The 16,516-nt window shown below is 62.7% G+C and carries 19 protein-coding genes; 11 read left to right on the top strand and 8 right to left on the bottom strand.

What is annotated here, in order from left to right; translation table 11 throughout:
* Positions 1-93 precede the first annotated feature (93 nt).
* Together CSZ94_RS18760 and CSZ94_RS18755 are read right to left on the bottom strand one after the other, a co-directional pair.
* Positions 94-717 (bottom strand): response regulator, encoded by a 624-nt coding sequence (locus CSZ94_RS18760; RefSeq protein ID WP_102122905.1) that lies wholly within the window; start codon positions 715-717, stop codon positions 94-96.
* 39 nt (positions 718-756) lie between these two features.
* Positions 757-2,454, bottom strand: coding sequence for a sensor histidine kinase (locus tag CSZ94_RS18755; RefSeq protein ID WP_102122904.1), 1,698 nt, complete (start codon positions 2,452-2,454; stop codon positions 757-759).
* Positions 2,455-2,730: 276 nt separating this feature from the next.
* Here CSZ94_RS18755 and CSZ94_RS18750 point away from each other — a divergent pair, with 276 nt between their 5' ends.
* From CSZ94_RS18750 to CSZ94_RS18740, 3 genes are read left to right on the top strand one after another with little or no spacing between them, the layout of a single operon-like run.
* The gene (locus tag CSZ94_RS18750; protein WP_258001081.1) at positions 2,731-3,222 is read left to right on the top strand and encodes a TadE/TadG family type IV pilus assembly protein; all 492 of its coding nucleotides are present in this window, start codon (positions 2,731-2,733) and stop codon (positions 3,220-3,222) included.
* Positions 3,219-3,833, top strand: coding sequence for a TadE/TadG family type IV pilus assembly protein (locus CSZ94_RS18745; RefSeq protein WP_258001080.1), 615 nt, complete (start codon positions 3,219-3,221; stop codon positions 3,831-3,833). Before CSZ94_RS18750 ends, CSZ94_RS18745 begins: the two co-directional genes overlap by 4 nt.
* Entirely contained in the window at positions 3,833-5,197 is a 1,365-nt protein-coding gene (locus CSZ94_RS18740) for a vWA domain-containing protein (RefSeq protein WP_102122903.1), read from the top strand. Before CSZ94_RS18745 ends, CSZ94_RS18740 begins: the two co-directional genes overlap by 1 nt.
* Positions 5,198-5,211: 14 nt before the next feature.
* Here the strand turns inward: CSZ94_RS18740 and CSZ94_RS18735 are convergent, their stop codons facing one another.
* Together CSZ94_RS18735 and CSZ94_RS18730 are read right to left on the bottom strand one after the other, a co-directional pair.
* Positions 5,212-7,062 (bottom strand): amidohydrolase, encoded by a 1,851-nt coding sequence (locus CSZ94_RS18735; RefSeq protein WP_102122902.1) that lies wholly within the window; start codon positions 7,060-7,062, stop codon positions 5,212-5,214.
* A gap of 45 nt (positions 7,063-7,107) precedes the next feature.
* The gene (locus tag CSZ94_RS18730; RefSeq protein WP_102122906.1) at positions 7,108-7,761 is read right to left on the bottom strand and encodes a hydrolase; all 654 of its coding nucleotides are present in this window, start codon (positions 7,759-7,761) and stop codon (positions 7,108-7,110) included.
* 216 nt (positions 7,762-7,977) lie between these two features.
* Between CSZ94_RS18730 and CSZ94_RS18725 the strand changes: the two genes are divergently transcribed.
* From CSZ94_RS18725 to CSZ94_RS18695, 7 genes are all read left to right on the top strand, one after another.
* The gene (locus tag CSZ94_RS18725; RefSeq protein ID WP_102122901.1) at positions 7,978-8,229 is read left to right on the top strand and encodes a hypothetical protein; all 252 of its coding nucleotides are present in this window, start codon (positions 7,978-7,980) and stop codon (positions 8,227-8,229) included.
* Positions 8,230-8,456: 227 nt separating this feature from the next.
* On the top strand, positions 8,457-9,830 hold the full coding sequence (locus CSZ94_RS18720) for a DEAD/DEAH box helicase (RefSeq protein WP_102122900.1): 1,374 nt from the start codon (positions 8,457-8,459) through the stop codon (positions 9,828-9,830).
* Positions 9,831-9,964: 134 nt separating this feature from the next.
* Positions 9,965-10,756 (top strand): 2-oxo-tetronate isomerase, encoded by a 792-nt coding sequence (otnI, locus tag CSZ94_RS18715; protein WP_102122899.1) that lies wholly within the window; start codon positions 9,965-9,967, stop codon positions 10,754-10,756.
* Positions 10,757-10,844: 88 nt separating this feature from the next.
* Complete coding sequence (locus CSZ94_RS18710) at positions 10,845-11,651, top strand: hypothetical protein (protein ID WP_102122898.1); 807 nt, start codon at positions 10,845-10,847, stop codon at positions 11,649-11,651.
* A complete protein-coding gene (locus CSZ94_RS18705) occupies positions 11,636-12,109 on the top strand; it encodes a hypothetical protein (RefSeq protein ID WP_102122897.1) in 474 nt (157 codons plus the stop codon). Before CSZ94_RS18710 ends, CSZ94_RS18705 begins: the two co-directional genes overlap by 16 nt.
* A gap of 106 nt (positions 12,110-12,215) precedes the next feature.
* A complete protein-coding gene (locus CSZ94_RS18700) occupies positions 12,216-12,656 on the top strand; it encodes a VOC family protein (RefSeq protein ID WP_102122896.1) in 441 nt (146 codons plus the stop codon).
* A 62-nt stretch (positions 12,657-12,718) separates the two neighbouring features.
* The gene (locus CSZ94_RS18695) at positions 12,719-13,090 is read left to right on the top strand and encodes a TraR/DksA family transcriptional regulator (protein WP_258001078.1); all 372 of its coding nucleotides are present in this window, start codon (positions 12,719-12,721) and stop codon (positions 13,088-13,090) included.
* A 176-nt stretch (positions 13,091-13,266) separates the two neighbouring features.
* Here the strand turns inward: CSZ94_RS18695 and phbB are convergent, their stop codons facing one another.
* On the bottom strand, positions 13,267-14,013 hold the full coding sequence (gene phbB / locus CSZ94_RS18690; RefSeq protein WP_102122894.1) for an acetoacetyl-CoA reductase: 747 nt from the start codon (positions 14,011-14,013) through the stop codon (positions 13,267-13,269).
* A 168-nt stretch (positions 14,014-14,181) separates the two neighbouring features.
* Between phbB and CSZ94_RS18685 the strand changes: the two genes are divergently transcribed.
* Positions 14,182-15,048, top strand: a complete 867-nt coding sequence (locus tag CSZ94_RS18685; protein ID WP_102122893.1) for a universal stress protein — start codon at positions 14,182-14,184, stop codon at positions 15,046-15,048.
* A 21-nt stretch (positions 15,049-15,069) separates the two neighbouring features.
* On the opposite strand, the gene CSZ94_RS18680 is transcribed toward CSZ94_RS18685, so the two are convergent.
* The 3 genes from CSZ94_RS18680 to CSZ94_RS28085 form a co-directional block, all read right to left on the bottom strand.
* Complete coding sequence (locus CSZ94_RS18680; RefSeq protein WP_102122892.1) at positions 15,070-15,429, bottom strand: hypothetical protein; 360 nt, start codon at positions 15,427-15,429, stop codon at positions 15,070-15,072.
* Between the two features lie 196 nt (positions 15,430-15,625).
* Positions 15,626-16,180: a hypothetical protein gene (locus CSZ94_RS18675; RefSeq protein ID WP_102122891.1), complete on the bottom strand. Its 555-nt coding sequence runs from the start codon at positions 16,178-16,180 to the stop codon at positions 15,626-15,628.
* Positions 16,181-16,358: 178 nt separating this feature from the next.
* Positions 16,359-16,508, bottom strand: a complete 150-nt coding sequence (locus tag CSZ94_RS28085; RefSeq protein WP_180977536.1) for a hypothetical protein — start codon at positions 16,506-16,508, stop codon at positions 16,359-16,361.
* Between the last annotated feature and the right edge of the window lie 8 nt (positions 16,509-16,516).

The raw sequence follows: 16,516 nt of genomic DNA, 5'->3' as shown, positions 1-16,516 counted from the left end.
TCTACAACCACAACATTCCCCAGCGCGCCTTGGATAACGCAACACCGATTCAGGCGATGAAGAAATGGCAGGAGAAAAAGCCGGAATTATTCGTTAAACGCGTATATAACCAGGCCGGTCTTGACAGTTACGCAAGGTTTGCTCGGAAATGAAGGCGAGCTGCGCGATGGTTTTGTTGAGTGCTCCATTGCCTTCGACCATCATGGCGACAATCTTGCGTTCCTTGAGAGTCAGCAGGGCAATGCGCGCCATCTCGGGATCGGGCGGCGCCGGCACAGGCGCCGGCTTGAGCAGCGCTCCCAGCAGACTGCCCAGCAAGGCCTGGTCCAGGCACAATTCGCCCCGATGTACCCTGGCAATGGTATCAATCACCTGATCTGCCGCCGCCTCCTTGCCGATCACGCCGCGCGCGCCGCTGCGCACGGCGCGGCCCAGCACCTCCTGGTCACGCGTGCCGCTGAACATCACCGCCCGCGTGACGCCATTGGCCAACAGCGCGGGGACGAAATCGACGGAACACACGCCGGCGAGATCCACGTCCAGCACGACAATATCAGGGCGCAGGCTCTCGGCAAGCTCCAGCGCGCGGCCTATCGTACTGGCGCTGGCGACCACCTGCATCGCCGGTTGCGCCTCTTCCAGCAGCTTTTCCAGCCCCCACAACATGGTTTTATGATCATCGACCAGCATGACGCGGATGGGATGTAAACTTGACATACGATGGCCTTTAACGGGTCAACCGTGACGCTCTTGCCGTCAGACGGGAATTTCAATATGCACGGCGGTGTGGCCATCAGCGCGCTGGCTGACCTGCACCCGGCCGCCCAGCGCCATGGCGCGTTCAGCAATGGAGGCCGGCATGAACTCGACGCGGGAAGACGTTTCGCCGGCATTCTCTATCGAGATCGACAAGGCATGCGCATCGCAAACGAGTGTCACGCGGCCTTCGCGGGCGGTGGTGTGCTTGCGGATATTGCTCATGCCTTCATTGACGATCTGGAACACTTCGGCTGCCAGCCGGTCACTCAGATCAAACGCACTGTCCGAAACGATCTCGATCGTGATGCCAAAAAACTTCTTCAGCTGTTCCGCCTGGCGTCGCAGCGCTACCAGCAGGGTCACCTGTTCCCGCTCCGCGCCGCCGCGCACCGTCTGCGCCATCTGGCGCAGGTCGCCAATCACCTGGCCACTCATGTCGATCAGCTTGTCGAGATCAGCCAGCAAGGGGCTGTCGGCAGCCGCCTTGGCGCGCAAGGCGCTCAAGCCATGGCGCAGGCCGATATACGGCTGGATGGTCGAATCGTGCAAGTCGCGCGCAATCTTTTGCCGCTCGCGGTACGCCGCGCCGGATGCCAGCTTGTCGAGAATGGCGATGTTTTCAATCAGGGGGAACACTTGCGCAACGATATGCAGCAGGAACCTGGCGTCGGCCCGGGTCAGCCGGTTCTTCGCGGAGATCACGTAGATGCGGCCCAGTCCCTTATGCAAAGGAAGGGGCACGCTGATGAAGGAGCGCGCATCGAGCAGTTCGGCCAGCGCTGTGCCCTGCGGCCCATGCGCATCGAGCCGCTGCCACTTTGCACTGCCGCGTTCGACTCCCACGAGCACACTCGTCAGTCCCAGGCGCGCGCGCAAGGACGGCGCGTACAGCACGCTCTGGCTGGCACCGAACACCATCAGCGGCGCCACCGCGGCTTCGCTCAGCTGGCTGACACGCCCCGCGTGTCCGCCTCTCTCTTCGAGCGCCGTACGCAACTGCCACTGCGCCGCATCGCCCTCGCGCATGACGAGTATACAGCTGCTGGCGTCAAAAAAGACACGCGCCTTCTGCAGGACCGACGCCACCGTGTGGTCGACGCCAAAGCGGGGATTCGATTGCTGGCTGACCTCGCGCAACAACGCCAGTCTGCGCTTCTGCAACAGCCCCAGGCCACCCCAGTACGCGATCATGTAGCCGAGCGCCATGACAAAGGTCGTGCGCAGCAACAGCTGCGAAATGATCAGCTCAGGGGTCGATGCCACCGATGCCAGCACCAGCAGAACACAGGAGGCGAGCGTGATGCGCGCACCTTCGTCGAGTCCGCACTGAAACGACGACGCCAGGATGACGAAGAAAAAGAAGGGGAAAAAGTAGCTTTCGGCGCCACCGGTAGCGAACACGATCATGCCGCACCACAGCACGTCGAGCCAGCATACCAGCTTGCCATACACCACCGGATGCTTGAAATAAAGAAAAACAAACAGCACTGCGCTATGCAGCACATACGAACACAGGATCAGCCAGGCCAGCTGATTCGGCACACCCAGCTTGCCGGGGTTGATGATCAGGGTTAACAACGCCGTCACCGACAGCAACAGGCGCATGCCAAAGATCATGACCAAATCTGCCTGATCGACCAATGGCAATGCCGTGTCGGCATTTGGTTCCTCTTGCAGTTGTTGCTGTTGCAGCATGCTGATTTATTCACTTTCCAAAAACACCATCGACTGGGTCGCCAGGACAATGGTTAATTATTTTTTAATTTCTTAAGCCTCAGTATCTTACTCTCAGGAACGTTAATCAGGGGGTATAGAGCACTCCATTAACTACATTAAATACAATGAACTTGATTTATATGCATTTCAATGCCAACCTTGCGCACTCGAAGCGAGATACAATGAAGGCCGCCATAGGGCAACAGGCCCGCCATCACACCGATGCCGGCGCGAGCCTTGATACGGATACCATACATGATGCTCAACCAGGCCACACCCACCCGGCCCCCGCAAGACAGATTCAGGCAATGCGGCTCCACCCTCGTCGAATTCGCCATCATCGCACCGGTTTTCTTGTTACTGATGATAGGCATCATCGAGCTGAGCATGGCGTATTTCGCCAACCTCACCATGCAGCATGCGGTGCGCGAGGGCGCCCGCTATGCAGTGACGGGCAACAACAATCTCGATCCCGCCAGCAGCAACCAGCAGCGCTACCAGGCCGTCATTCAAAAAATGAAGGATAGCTCGATGGGTATCTACGACAAGGTCAATCCCGTCATCACGGTAAACGGCGTCAGCGGCACCAGTACCGGCATGTTCGGCAACGCGGGCGATATCGTCGTCATCTCCGTCGCATACGACTGGACATTCGCCACGCCGATGATGGCCGCCTTCTACAAGGACGGCAAGGCGCCCTACGTGGTGGCCGCCACCATGCGCAATGAAAGCTTTGGCGGCCTATGATGCGCCAGCGCTCGCTCCCTCTGCCACGCCGTGCCGCGCGTGGCATCGCCGCCGTGGAATTTGCCATCGTGCTGCCGCTGCTGGCCCTGCTGCTGTTCATGGTGGTCGACCTGTCGCGCGCCATCCAGGCCAAGATCATCCTGCTCAACATCAGCCGCGAAGGCGCCAACCTGGCCTCGCGCTCGACCACCGACCTCAATGGCTCGAGCCAGGCCATCATGAATGCGCTGGCCGCCAGCACGCCGCCGCTGGACATGAACAAGCGCGGCATGATCTACATCACCAAGATCATGGGCTACACGGCGAAGAGCGGCTTGCGCAATATCGTGCTGGAACAGTACCGCTGGGACGCCGGCGCGAAGGCCAGCGGCTACCTGCCCGCCAGCCAGGTGTGGCAATGCGGCAGCTGGAGCAATGGCACGTGCACCAATATCGCCAAGGCCGACAGTGCCCCCGCAGTGTCACTGATGTCCGGCCAGCTGTCCGACGGCGAACTGATTTATGCCGTGGAGACTTTCTATAATTTCGACATGCTGTTCGGTACATTGAAAATTGGCAACAGCACGACGCCCATCCTGGGGCCCAACCTTAATTCGATGACGATATTTTGATGCGCATTCCACACAAGCGGCAAAGCGGCCAAGTGCTGATCATGGTGGCGCTGTCGGCCGTCGTCCTGATCGCCTCGGCGGGCCTGGCCATCGATTCGGCGCTCGGCTATTTCGTCAAGGCCAAGCTCAATGCGGCCGTCGACTCGGCCAGCCTGGCGGCGGCGCGTGGCGTCACTGCGGGCAACTCGGAAGCGGAACAGCGGGCCAGCGCGCGCCAGTCGGCCAAGGAATTTTTTGCCATCAATTATCCCGACAAATTCCTGCTCTCGACTCCCGTACTCAATCCCGTCGGCGTGGTTTTCGACAGGGGCACCGTCACCATCGACGTCTCGGCCACCGCCTCCCTGCCCGTCTCGCTGATGGGCATACTCGGTTTCAAGACCCTGAACGTGGCCGCCAGCGCGCAAACCATCCGCAAAGACCTGGACATGGTGCTGGTGATGGATACGTCGGGGTCGCTGGAACCCTATGCCGCCGCCGTCCGGGCGGCGGGCAAGTCATTCCTGAACAAATTCAATTCCACCGTGGACCGCGTCGGCCTCCTGCATTTTGCCAGCGGTGCGCAAGTCGATCTGCCGATCAAGACAAGCGATCGCGGTTTCAATCGCACGCTGGCTACCAATTCCATTAATGCCTACAAGTTTGAAGGCGGCACGAATTACTCGGAAGGCATGTGGAATGCCCTCGATCAACTCAAGGGCATCAGCCAGAGCAATCGCTCCAGCCTGCGCGTCATCGTGTTCTTTTCCGATGGATCTCCGTCCGCCTTTTCCTCTTACTTTTTCCCCAGCATGAGTGGCAACTGCACGACCGCTGGGGCGCTGGCCGTGTACGATGACTTACCATCGAGCGGTTTTGCGACAGATGGACTGTACCGTATCGATTCAACCAGCACCAAGCTCGCGCCCGAGACCTATTGCGCTAGAAACCTGATCAGTAAATTACCGGCCTGGTATAACGCGCACAATGTTCAGGCCAAGGCCGACGATGTGATGCTGCGCGAATTCCCCATCGTGACCACTACGCCGCGCGCGGTGAGCAACGATATGTCCACCAGAAAACTCCAGTGGACCAATATGCACCGTGCATCGCGCAACCTGGCAGAAGCGATGGCCAGCAAAGCGCGCCTGGAAAAAACCTACATCTTTACCCTGGGCATGGGAGCCGCGCTGAAGGACAAGGCAGGGCCGGACAATGAAATCGGCGAAGACTTGTTGCGCTGCATGGCCAACACGAGCGATGCGCCTACGCGTTGCCGCAAGCCGGCCGAGCCCATGGGCCTGTACTGCTACGCGGCCACCGAGAGCGATCTGAGCCCCTGTTTCACGCGACTCGCCTCGGCCATCCTGCGCATTTCCAAATAGCGTCTGGTCGCCTGCTAGAAGGCGAAGCAGCTACAGCCCAGCGTGCCCCAGAAGCCGGAAAAATCGCTGATCGGCACGGCCGACTGGCGCGCCCGGTCGTGGGCATGTGCGTGCACGCCGCAGGCGCCCGCGCACTGCTGCGGCAGCAAGGCTTGCGCCGGCCTGGCCGCAGGACGGTAATGGCCCGGCACCGCGCGCACGGGCGACCACTCGGGCAGCACGGGAATCGGTGGCGGCGCCAGCGAGGAAAATGGCCCCTGGCCGTAGACGATCTTGCCGCCCACCATGGTCAGCACGGATTCAATGCGCTTGATCGCCTCTTCCGGCACTGTAAAGTAAACGGCCGACAGTACGGCAAGGTCGGCCAACATGCCCGCGCGGATGCAGCCCTTCTTGCCTTGCTCACTGGAAAACCAGGCGCTGCCGGCCGTCCACAGTTCCAGCGCCGTGTCGCGCGACAATCTGCCCGCCGCCTCCGTCAGGGCCAGGCCGCCCACGGTGCGTCCCGACACCAGCCAGTACAGCGCTGTCCACGGGTTGTGGCTGGCCACCCTGGTCGCATCCGTGCCGCCGCCGACCGGTACGCCCGCATCCAGCATGCGCTGCAAGGGCGGCGTGGCCTTGGCTGCATCAAAGCCATAGCGCTCGACAAAGTATTCGCCCTGGAAAGCCATGCGGTGCTGGATGGCGATGCCGCCGCCCAGCGCCCTGAGCCTGTCGATATTGCGCGGGCTGATGGTTTCCGCATGGTCGAACAGCCAGTGCAGGCCGGCGAACGGCGTGTCGCGGTTGACCTTTTCGAACACGTCGAGCATGCGGCTGATCGATTCGTCATAGGTGGCATGCAGGCGGAAGGGCCAGCGCTGCTCGACCAGGTGGCGCACGACCTTTTCCAGCGCGTCTTCCATGCCGGCCGCCAGTTCCGGGCGCGGTTCGAGGAAATCCTCGAAATCGGCGGCGGAAAACACCAGCATCTCGCCGGCGCCGTTATGCCGGTAAAAGTCCGTGCCGTCACCGGGTTTCAGCATGCCGGTCCACTTCTGGAAATCCTGTAATTCGGCGCCCTTGTGTTGCGTGAACAGGTTGTAGGCGATGCGGATGGTCAGCTGCTGCTTTTGCGCCAGCTCGTCGACGACGGCGTAATCCTCGGGATAATTCTGGAAGCCGCCGCCCGCGTCGATGGCGCTGGTGATGCCGAGCCGGTTCAGTTCGCGCATGAACTGGCGCGTGGAATTGACTTGCCATTCCAGCGGCAGCTTCGGGACTTGCGCCAGGGTCGCATATAAAATCATGGCGTTCGGGCGGGCGATCAGAAAGCCGGTCGGGTTGCCGGCCGCGTCGCGCACGATTTCGCCGCCCGGCGGGTTCGGCGTATTTTTATCGTAGCCGACGGCGCGCAGGGCGGCGCGGTTCAGCAGCGCGCGGTCGTACAGGGGCAGGATAAAAACGGGCGTATCGGGCGCGGCCGCGTTGATTTCGTCCAGGGTCGGCATGCGTTTTTCCGCGAACTGGAACTCCGTCCAGCCGCCCACCACGCGCACCCCTTGCGGATTCGGCGTGCGCAGCGCTTGCTCTCTGAGCATGCGCAAGGCGTCGGCCAGCGAGGGCACGCCTTCCCAGCGCAATTCCAGGTTGTAGTTCAAGCCGCCCCGTATCAGGTGCAAATGCGAGTCGTTCAGGCCGGGAATCACCGTGCGGCCAGCCAGGTCGATCAGCTGCGTAGCGGGACCGCGATGGCGCATCACGTCTTCAACGTCGCCCACGGCGAGGAGTTTGCCATCGGCGATGGCGATGGCGGACGCCAGCGGCTGCGTCCGGTCGACCGTGTGGAAACGGCCATTGAGTAAGAACGCGCTTGCGCTCATGCTGGTTCTCCGGAATCAGGTGCTGGACGATACATCGATGAACAATCAATGGCCTTCGCTGGCGTTGAACATGGATGTGACGTCGATCAAGCCCAGGCCATAGCCGCCGCCGTGCGCCACGGCCGTCGCCACCGTTTCGTCGTAGGTCTCGCTGCGGGCCCAGTCGCGCTGCAGCTCCAGCAAATACTGCACGGACGTCATCGGCTGTGCGCCCGCCTGCAACATGCGCTGCATGGCCATCGCATGGGCTTCGTCGGAGACGTCGCCGCTGGCGTCGGCGATCACATACACCTCGAATCCCTGCTCCAGCGCCGACAGCGCGGGGCCGACGATGCAGACGGACGTCCACAGGCCGGCCAGCACGATCTTGCCCTTGCCGTAGCCATTCACCTTGTCGGCGATGCGCGCATCTTCCCAGGTGTTCATCGTGCTGCGGTCGACCGGCGCCTGTTCCGGGAAGACGGACTGGATTTCATCGAAGATCGGGCCGGAAAAGGATTTGGCCGCCACCGTCGTCAGAATCGTGGGCACCTTGAATTCAAACGCCGCCTTGGCCATCACGGCCGCGTTGTTGCGCAGCAAGGCCAGGTCGATGGAGCGGGTGGCGAACGCCATCTGCGACTGGTGATCGATCATGATCAGGGTATGATCGTTAGGGGTCAGCAGTTTTTGTGCGGCTTGGGCGGTAGCGACAGGCATGATGTTTTTCTTAGTGAAAAGAATTGAATATAAAAAGGGACTTTCCTTGTACAGCGCTTCTGCTCCTGCCCTTGCGTCACGCTGGGTGTGCCGGGCCAGTGCCATGCAGTATGGACGAGATACTTTGAAAAAAAACGGAAAGAATGCCAAGCTATATGCAATTTTTTCGATGATAGGAAACAGGCGCAGCAACACGCTGCACATCAAGGAGAAAACATGGGATTTGAATTCAGGGTCACGGCCAGCCTGACGCAGGAACAGCGCCAGCACATTACGCAGCTGCTGGCGACACGGCCGCAGGCGCCGCGCGCGCCCGGCGCCATGCCCGACACCGACGTCCGGCTGAACGACCATGGCCTGTATATATGCCAGCATCTGCGTCCGGACCCGTGGCACGGCCTGGACGCCGTGCGCGCCTACCTCGATGCGCAGGGCGTGCGCTACACAGTGGAGGAGATCGACGACTAGGCTCCATGCCATGACAAATGACAGGGCCCAGCGCGCCGATCACCCGTTTTCTTTACTTTTGGCATTGCCAACTTGAAACAAACCCGGCGCATTTTTGCCATGCTGTTATACTTCGCGTGTGCGGCACATATGACCAGTCCCCTTGCCGCTGTCTTTCGACCCCTAATCTGATTGCCTGCGACTGGCGCCCCCCGATGGCGACAGGCCGATCTCACAATAAAGTTACCATGTCCTTTTCCTCTCTCGGATTGTCCGACGCTATCGTACGTGCCGTTACCGAACACGGCTACACCGTGCCGACCCCGATCCAGACGCAGGCGATTCCCGCCGTGCTGGCTGGCGGCGACTTGCTGGCCGGTGCACAAACCGGCACCGGCAAGACGGCCGGTTTCACCCTGCCCTTGCTGCACCGCCTGTCGACTGACGCGAATGGCGCGGCCATCACCAGCAACACTTCCACGCGCCCGATCCGCGCCCTGATCCTGGCACCGACGCGCGAACTCGCCGCGCAGGTCGAGGAAAGCGTGCGCACTTATGGCAAATACACCAAGCTGAACTCGACCGTGATCTTCGGCGGCGTCGGCATCAACCCGCAAATCAAGCAGCTGAAACACGGCGTCGACGTGCTCGTCGCCACGCCAGGCCGTTTGCTGGACCACATGGGCCAGGGCACGGTTGACCTGTCGAAAGTGGAAATCCTGATCCTGGACGAAGCCGACCGCATGCTCGACATGGGCTTCATCCGCGACATCAAGAAAGTGCTGGCCGTGTTGCCGCCGAAACGCCAGAACCTGCTGTTCTCGGCCACGTTCTCGGAAGAGATCAAGGCCCTGGCCGACGGCTTGCTGAACAAGCCAGCCATGATCGAAGTGGCGCGCCGCAATTCGACCGTGGAAGTGATCCAGCAAAAAATCCATCCGGTCGACCGCGACAAGAAGCACCCGATGCTGTCCTACCTGATCAAATCGAACAACTGGACGCAAGTACTGGTGTTTACGCGCACCAAGCACGGCGCCAATAAACTGGTCGAGCAACTGGGCGCGGACGGCATCGGCGCCCTGGCCATCCACGGCAACAAGAGCCAGTCGGCGCGCACGCGCGCGCTGTCCGAGTTCAAGGATGGCAGCCTGCAAGTGCTGGTCGCCACCGACATCGCCGCGCGCGGTATCGATATCGACCAGTTGCCGCACGTCGTCAACTACGACTTGCCGAACATTCCGGAAGACTATGTGCACCGTATCGGCCGCACGGGCCGTGCCGGCGCCAAGGGCGAAGCCGTATCGCTGGTCTGCGTGGACGAGCACGAAATGTTGAAAGACATCGAAAAGCTGATCAAGCAAACCCTGCCGCGCGAAGTCATCGAAGGCTTCGAGCCAGACCTGAACGCCCGCGCCCAGCCTGTGCAATTGCGCAGCGGCACCGGCGGTCACCGCAACAACAGCCGCGCGCCAGCTGGCGCCGTGGTGCGCGTGAAAACCGGCGGTAGCGGCGCCAAGCCACGCAGCGCCGGCCCGGCGGGCGGCGGCGGTGGCGGTGGCAACCGCAGCGGCAATGCGCCGCGTTCGGCAGCGAATCATCGTTCCGGCGGCCGCGGCCGCTAATATCCGATCCTAAGCGGATATCGCAGGAATAGAAAACCGTTCCAGAACTTGCTTCTGGAACGGTTTTTTTATGCACGCCACCATTTGCCGATTTGGGCTAGGATAGCGTCCATCATCCTCACCTGCGTGCTGCCATGCCGAACTTTGCTGCCAACCTCAGCACGATGTTTACCGAACTGCCCTTCCTGGACCGCTTTGCCGCCGCCAGGGAGGCGGGCTTCGATGCCGTCGAATTCCTGTTTCCCTATGCCGTCGAGGCGCGGCAGATCGCCATGCGGCTGGAGCGCCACCATCTGCAGCTGGCCGTGTTCAACTTCCCGCCCGGCGACTGGGAACACGGTGAACGGGGCATCGCCTGCGATCCGCGCCGGGGTGAAGAATTCCGCAGCAACGTGCAACTGGCGCTCGACTACGCACTGGCGCTCGGGGCGAAACAGCTGCACTGCATGGCCGGCATTGGGCCGCCCGGCATGAGCCTGGAGCGAGCGCGACAAAGCCTGATCGGCAACCTGCAATATGCGGCCGACGCCTGCCGTCCGCATGGTATCAATGTGCTGATCGAGCCGATCAACCACTACGACATGCCCGCTTACTTTCTGAACCGTAGCCAGCAGGCCGCCGACATCATCGCCGACTGCCAGCGCAGCAATGTTTTCCTGCAATACGACATTTATCACATGCAACGCATGGAGGGCGAACTGAGCAACACCATCCGTGCCCTGCTGCCCTTGATCCGCCACATCCAGATCGCCGACACGCCGGGCCGCCACGAACCGGGCACGGGCGAGATCAATTACCGCCACATATTCAGACTGCTGGATCAGGTCGGCTACGCGGGCTGGGTCGGCTGCGAATACCGTCCCGTCAGCGACACCGTGGCCGGACTGGGCTGGCGCGAGCAATTGACTGACATCACGGGCGCTTGATCGCAGCACGCTTGCGCCCGCACAAGGCGGGCGGCGCAGGCCGGTACCACAATACCTTTCCATACAGTATTTCCTGTCGAGAGGTAACGTGTCCGCCCTGCCCGCCCGCCTTCGCCGCGCCCTTGGCCTGAACCTCTGCCTGGTGATTGTGCTGGGCGGCTGCGCCACCGCGCGCCCCGAGCTGGCGCAAGTGCGCGCCCTGGCCGCCGGCACCGATGCTGTGAACGCCTTCAGCGAACTGTCGCAGCGCCATGTGGACAGCTATCAGCGCGCCCGCCCCTATCTGTCACCCGTCGAAGACGCGCGCGAACGCCTGCTCGATGCGCAGCGCCGCGCCGCGCAAGCCGATGTCGCGCGCCTGGCGCAGGCCGTGCGCCTGTACCTGCAAGCGCTGGGCCGGCTGGCGCAAGCCGATGCCTATGATGTGCAGCCGGAACTGGCCAGTGCCGGCGCCGCCATCCGCGCCTGGCCGGGCAGCGGCATCGACGACCGCCATGTCAGCGCCTACACCTTGCTGCTGCAGCAACTCGCGCGCCTGGGCGGCGCGGCCAGTCAACACGCGCACCTGGCGCAAGTGCTGCACGACGGCGACGCGCCGCTGCAAGCCTTGCTGGCCGCGCTCGACAGCTTGCTGGCGCTGTACGACAAGAGCGGCGACAACGAGCGCGACATGGTGCTCGGTTTGCTCGACGTGGAAATCGCGTATGCCGACACGCCGCAGCAGCGCCTGCTGGCGGTGCTGGCGAAAAACATGCAGCAAAGCAAAACTGAAGAATACCGCCTGCTTGGCCTGCGCCATACGCTGGCGCGCCGGCAACTGGCGGCACTGGGGCGCGACCATGCCCACCTCGCTGCCACCCTCACCACCATGGAGGCAAGATGGACGGATCGGTAGACAGGAGCAGCAGCGGCGAACGCCGCGAAGCGGCGCTCAGCAGCGCCATGCGCGTCGAGCAACTGGCCGACAGCCTGTCGCAGGCGGCCGTCACCCTGCACGGCGCCGTCATGCGCGCCATCCGCAAGCGCGCCAGCCAGGGAGCAAACGGCATCAGCCACAGTCAGGCGCAAGCCGTCTTCGCGCTGGAAGTGGCCCTGCGCCAGCAAGCCAACCAGCTGTATGCCGATGCCGCCGGGCACACGGTGGCCGGCCTGGAAACGGCGCAGCGCCAGCTCAGCGGCCTGCTCGACACGGTGCGCTTACGCATCGCCCGCAACGACGACGTGCGGCACTGGATCAGCCTGGCGACGAGCTTGTTGCACCTGGGCAGCGCCGTCCTGGCAGGCAATCCCGAGCGCATCCTCGGCACCCTGGGCAAGGTGCGTGAACGGCTGCAAGAGATGGCGCCGGACTGATTGAAATTGGCCAGCGAGCGCCTATACTGGGACGTCCCGCATGACAATCGTGCCGGCGGGGCGACCAGAGGAGACCCTCAGCGTAGCGAAGCGTATTTGCAATTCAATGGCAATTGCGCGCAAGCGCTGGAATATTACCGCCAGCACCTGCATGGCACAAACCCTGTGCCTGATGCCGTTTCGCGGCTCGCCGGGCCAGGAGCAAGTCAAGGAAGACTGGAACGACAAGATCATGCACGGCTCCGTGCAGCTGGGAACCACCATGCTGATGGGCTCGGACGGCGGCTGCACCGAGGATGGCGCCAAGGGCATGAGTGGCTGCTGCGTCTGCCTGACCCGCGATACGCCGAAGGCAGCGGAACGGGCGTTCGACGCACTGGCGCGTGACGGCAACATCCAGATGCCGCTGGCGGAAACGTTCTGGGCCAAGCGCTTCGGCATGCTGAAAGACCAGTTCGGCGTGGCCTGGATGGTCAACTGTCTGAAAGAACCAGCATACAACAGCCCATGCCTGCCTGCGCCGCATCAAACGCGGCGCGGGCAGTAGCGCAAGCAGAGCGGCCAATCTTGGACTACCATGAGGGGAGTAGCTTCTACCGGGTAATGGCCATGAATGGATTGCCGCAAGACCAGTTGCAGCGCTTGCAGGGGGCGCTGGAGCAACGCAAGCTGGCGTTGCTGGAACAGATCGAAAACGAAGCGGCCGAAGCGGATGCGCGCGCCTCGCTGCTCAATGAAATCGAAGCCTCGCCTGCCGACAACGCCAGCGTGCGCACCTTGAACGCCCTCGTCAGCGAAGCGGCCGAGCACAAGCTGGCGCAGCTGGCCATCATCAAGCACGCGCTGGCCAAGTTTGCCGATGGCAGCTACGGCCTGTGCGACAACTGCGGCGAAGCCATCGGCCTGTCGCGCCTGAATGCGCGTCCCGAAGCGCGCCTGTGTATCGATTGCCAGACGCGGCTGGAAAAAACCCAGCGCTGACTTGGTGCTGCGGCAAGGCAAAGGGGCAAGGTATCGCTGCCCCGCACCCTGCTTTCCATCCGCGCTGCCATGCTGCCTGTCGTCCCCCGCCAGCCTCTGTGTGCCGGCTGGATGGACGGGTCCCCTCTACTGCCATTGCCCTGCTGCAAGCTGCACGCTTGTTTGACTCGGTTTGCTTAGCTCATGTGCTGTCCGCCATTGATGGCAATATTCGCGCCCGTGACGAATGCCGCCTCGTCGGACGCCAGGTAAGCCACCAGGGCAGCGACCTCGTCCGGCTCGCCCAGGCGACCCAGGGGAATCTGCGGCAGGATCTTCGTTTCCAGGATATCGGCCGGCACGGCTGTCACCATCTGCGTGCGCAGGTAGCCGGGCGAAACCGTGTTGACGGTGATGCCGTGGCGCGCCACTTCCAGCGCCAGCGCCTTGCTGAAGCCATGCACGCCCGCCTTGGCGGCCGCGTAATTACACTGGCCAAACGCGCCCTTCTGGCCATTCACGGACGAGATGTTGATGATGCGGCCCCAGCGGTTAGCCAGCATGGGTTCGAGCACCTGCTTGCTCATGTTGAACAGGCTGTCGAGATTGGTGCGCATGACCTCGGCCCAGTGCGGCAATTCCATCTTGCGCATGCTTTGGTCGCGCGTGATGCCGGCGTTGTTGACCAGCACGTCGATGCGGCCGAACTGCGACAGCACGCTTGCCACGGCTTCGCTGCAGGCATCGAAATCGCCCACATCGATGGCCAGCGGATGAAAATAATACTGCTGCGCCTGCTGCCCGTCGAGCCAGCTTTCCACGCGCGCATTGCCCGGGGTGTGCGCCGCCACGACGGCAAAGCCCGCCGCATGCAGGCGCCGGCACAAGGCCGTGCCCAGGCCACCCATGCCGCCCGTGACCAGCGCTACCTTTTGTTCCTTCATTGCTGTCTCTCCCCGCTTGTTATGGTTGTTCTGCGTGCGATCAAGTGTAGGAGCAGTTTTTATCGCCAGCTTTGCGCCAGATCAAGTGCTCAGCCTGATGCAGTCGTGCGCGGCCGACGCCCCGGTCTGTGCCAGAATGGCCGCTAATGCATAGCGAGAGGACAGGCCATGACGTATAAAACCGTATTGCTGCACATCGACGACAGCGCCGGGCGCGCCGCCCGCATTGAAGCGGCCGCCAGCATCGCCCAGGCTTGCGGCGGCCACCTGACGGGCGTGGCGCTGACGGGCATGTCGCGCCTGCTGTATCAGAACCAGCCCGATCTCGATGCCGACCCAAACCTGAGTCTGCACCTCAATTTCCTGAGAGAACGGGCGACGCGCGCCCTCGACGGTTTCGAGGCGCAGGTGCGCGCGGCCGGCGTCGCCTCGTTCGAACAGCGCGTGATCGACGACGAGGCGGCGGGCGGCATCAGCCTGCTGGCCCGCTATGCGGACCTGGTGGTGATCAGCCAATACAATGCCAAGGATAAATCGCCGTCCGTGATGCGCGACTTTCCCGCCTACGTGCTGCTGCATTCGGGCCGCCCCGTGTTGATCGTGCCGTATGCGCCGCCGCTGCCGCTGCTGGCGCCGCCGGCGGCCGCGCGCAATGTGCTCATCTCCTGGAATGCCAGCAAGGAAGCGAGCCGCGCCGTGACCGCCGCCCTGCCCCTGCTGCAGCGCGCCGGGCAAGTCCACGTGGCCATCTTCGACGCCCAGGTGCATGCCGCCGAGCATGGCGAACAGCCGGGCGCCGAACTGAGGCACTACCTGGCGCGCCACGGTGTGGAAGCGCGTCTGCATTTGCTCGATGGCGGTGGCGTGCGGCGTGGCGATATCGGCGAAACACTGCTGTCGCAGGCCTCCGACCTGTCGGCCGACTTGCTGGTGATGGGAGCGTATGGCCATTCGCGCCTGCGCGAAACCATCCTGGGCGGCGTCACGCGCACGATTTTGCAAAGCATGACGATCCCCGTGCTGATGGCGCACTAAGCCATGAGGAAAATGGCAGGGCTAGCCGCCCTGCCAGGGCTGGCTGCGGATCTTCGCCACCTGGCGCTGCGCCAGCCACTGCCACAGCTGGAGTGCATCGTCCTGCGGCAGGGCTGACATGTGGCGCGGACTGGCCAGGGCGATTTCGCAATCGCGGTCCGACCATTCTTCGAAAGTGACTTCGCCTCCGCTAGCGACCTCGACCTGATACATCAAGCCATCGTCGTAGCCAAAGCGCAACACGACGGCGGCCTGGCTGCCATCCGGCGTGATGGCGCTGCCGCGGTAGACTTCGGCCAGCGCATCGGCCAGCTGTGCTGGCGAAGGCGCGCAGATGTCGCGCCCGTCGGCCCGTGTCAGAATGAACCATGCCTGTGTCATGACGCGCCCTCCTATCCATACTCGTTAGCATGCGAGGCAAGTACTGCAGGCAGTCACCTGGGTCCAGTGTCACTTCGGGCGCACGGAAACTATCCCTGTCGGCATTGTTTACCAATAATTACGAATACTGACAAGTATCATACCTACATTTCGTGCTGCGCGGCATTTATACATCTTGCACGGCAGGTGCGCCGATTCACGCCACCAGCACGGGAATGCTGAGCGGATCGAAGTCGTGCCAGTCGCCATTGGCGATCTTGCCTTCCGCTTCCTCGATGTGCTCGGCGCCCAGCCGGTGCAGCGCCTCGAGCGCCCGTTCACGCTCGTCGAGGCCGCCCAGCGCGACGGCGATCAGCATGCCAGGATGCCGTGGCTGACGGCGGTTTTCGCCATTATCCTCGGGCTCGCCAGCCTCCTTCATCTTGTTGAAACTGTAGAGCGAGCCCACGTGGGCGCCCAGCAGCGCCCCCACCACCGGGCCCAGCGGCCCCGTCGCCAGCGTGGCGGCGGCGCCGATGCCTGCGCCCACGGCAGCCCCGACGGTCACGCCTTCCACCACACCTTCCGGCGTCTCTTTGGCGCCGGGCGACATGTCGCGGTCGCCACCGAGCGCGTGCAAGTCGTGCTGGCCCGGCTGGCTGACAAAAAAAGCACTGATGCGGCTGTCGGGAAAGCCCGCCTGGTTCAGGGCGACGCGCGCGGCGTCTATCTGTTCCTGCAACTGAAAATGACCTGCGATGATGCGTGACATGATATGGCCCTCCTGGTCGGCTGCTGGCGCACCGTGCGCCGCTACGATAGCGTGCGCCGAACGGCACCCGCAGACTGTACGCCTGCGCACACAGTTGCTCAATCATGCGGATACGCCATCTTGCCCAGCCACGTGGAGATGCTGGCGGCCACCGAAATGGAGCCGGCAGCGATGGTCATCAGATGAAACTGTTCGGCTCGTCCATGTCCGGGGTACGGCAGTCCGGCGCGCCCTTCGCCTTGATGGCGGCCAGCTGGTCCGCTTGCACCGCCTGCGTGAAGGCGATGCTGGTCAATGACAGGACGGCGAAGCGAAGACGGGGCGGCATGGGATTGC

Source organism: Janthinobacterium sp. ROICE36 (assembly GCF_002869965.1).
Classification (GTDB): Bacteria; Pseudomonadota; Gammaproteobacteria; order Burkholderiales; family Burkholderiaceae_D; genus Janthinobacterium.
The sequence above is the reverse complement of the archived record's forward strand: the minus strand, read 5'-3'. Positions and strand labels throughout refer to the sequence as shown.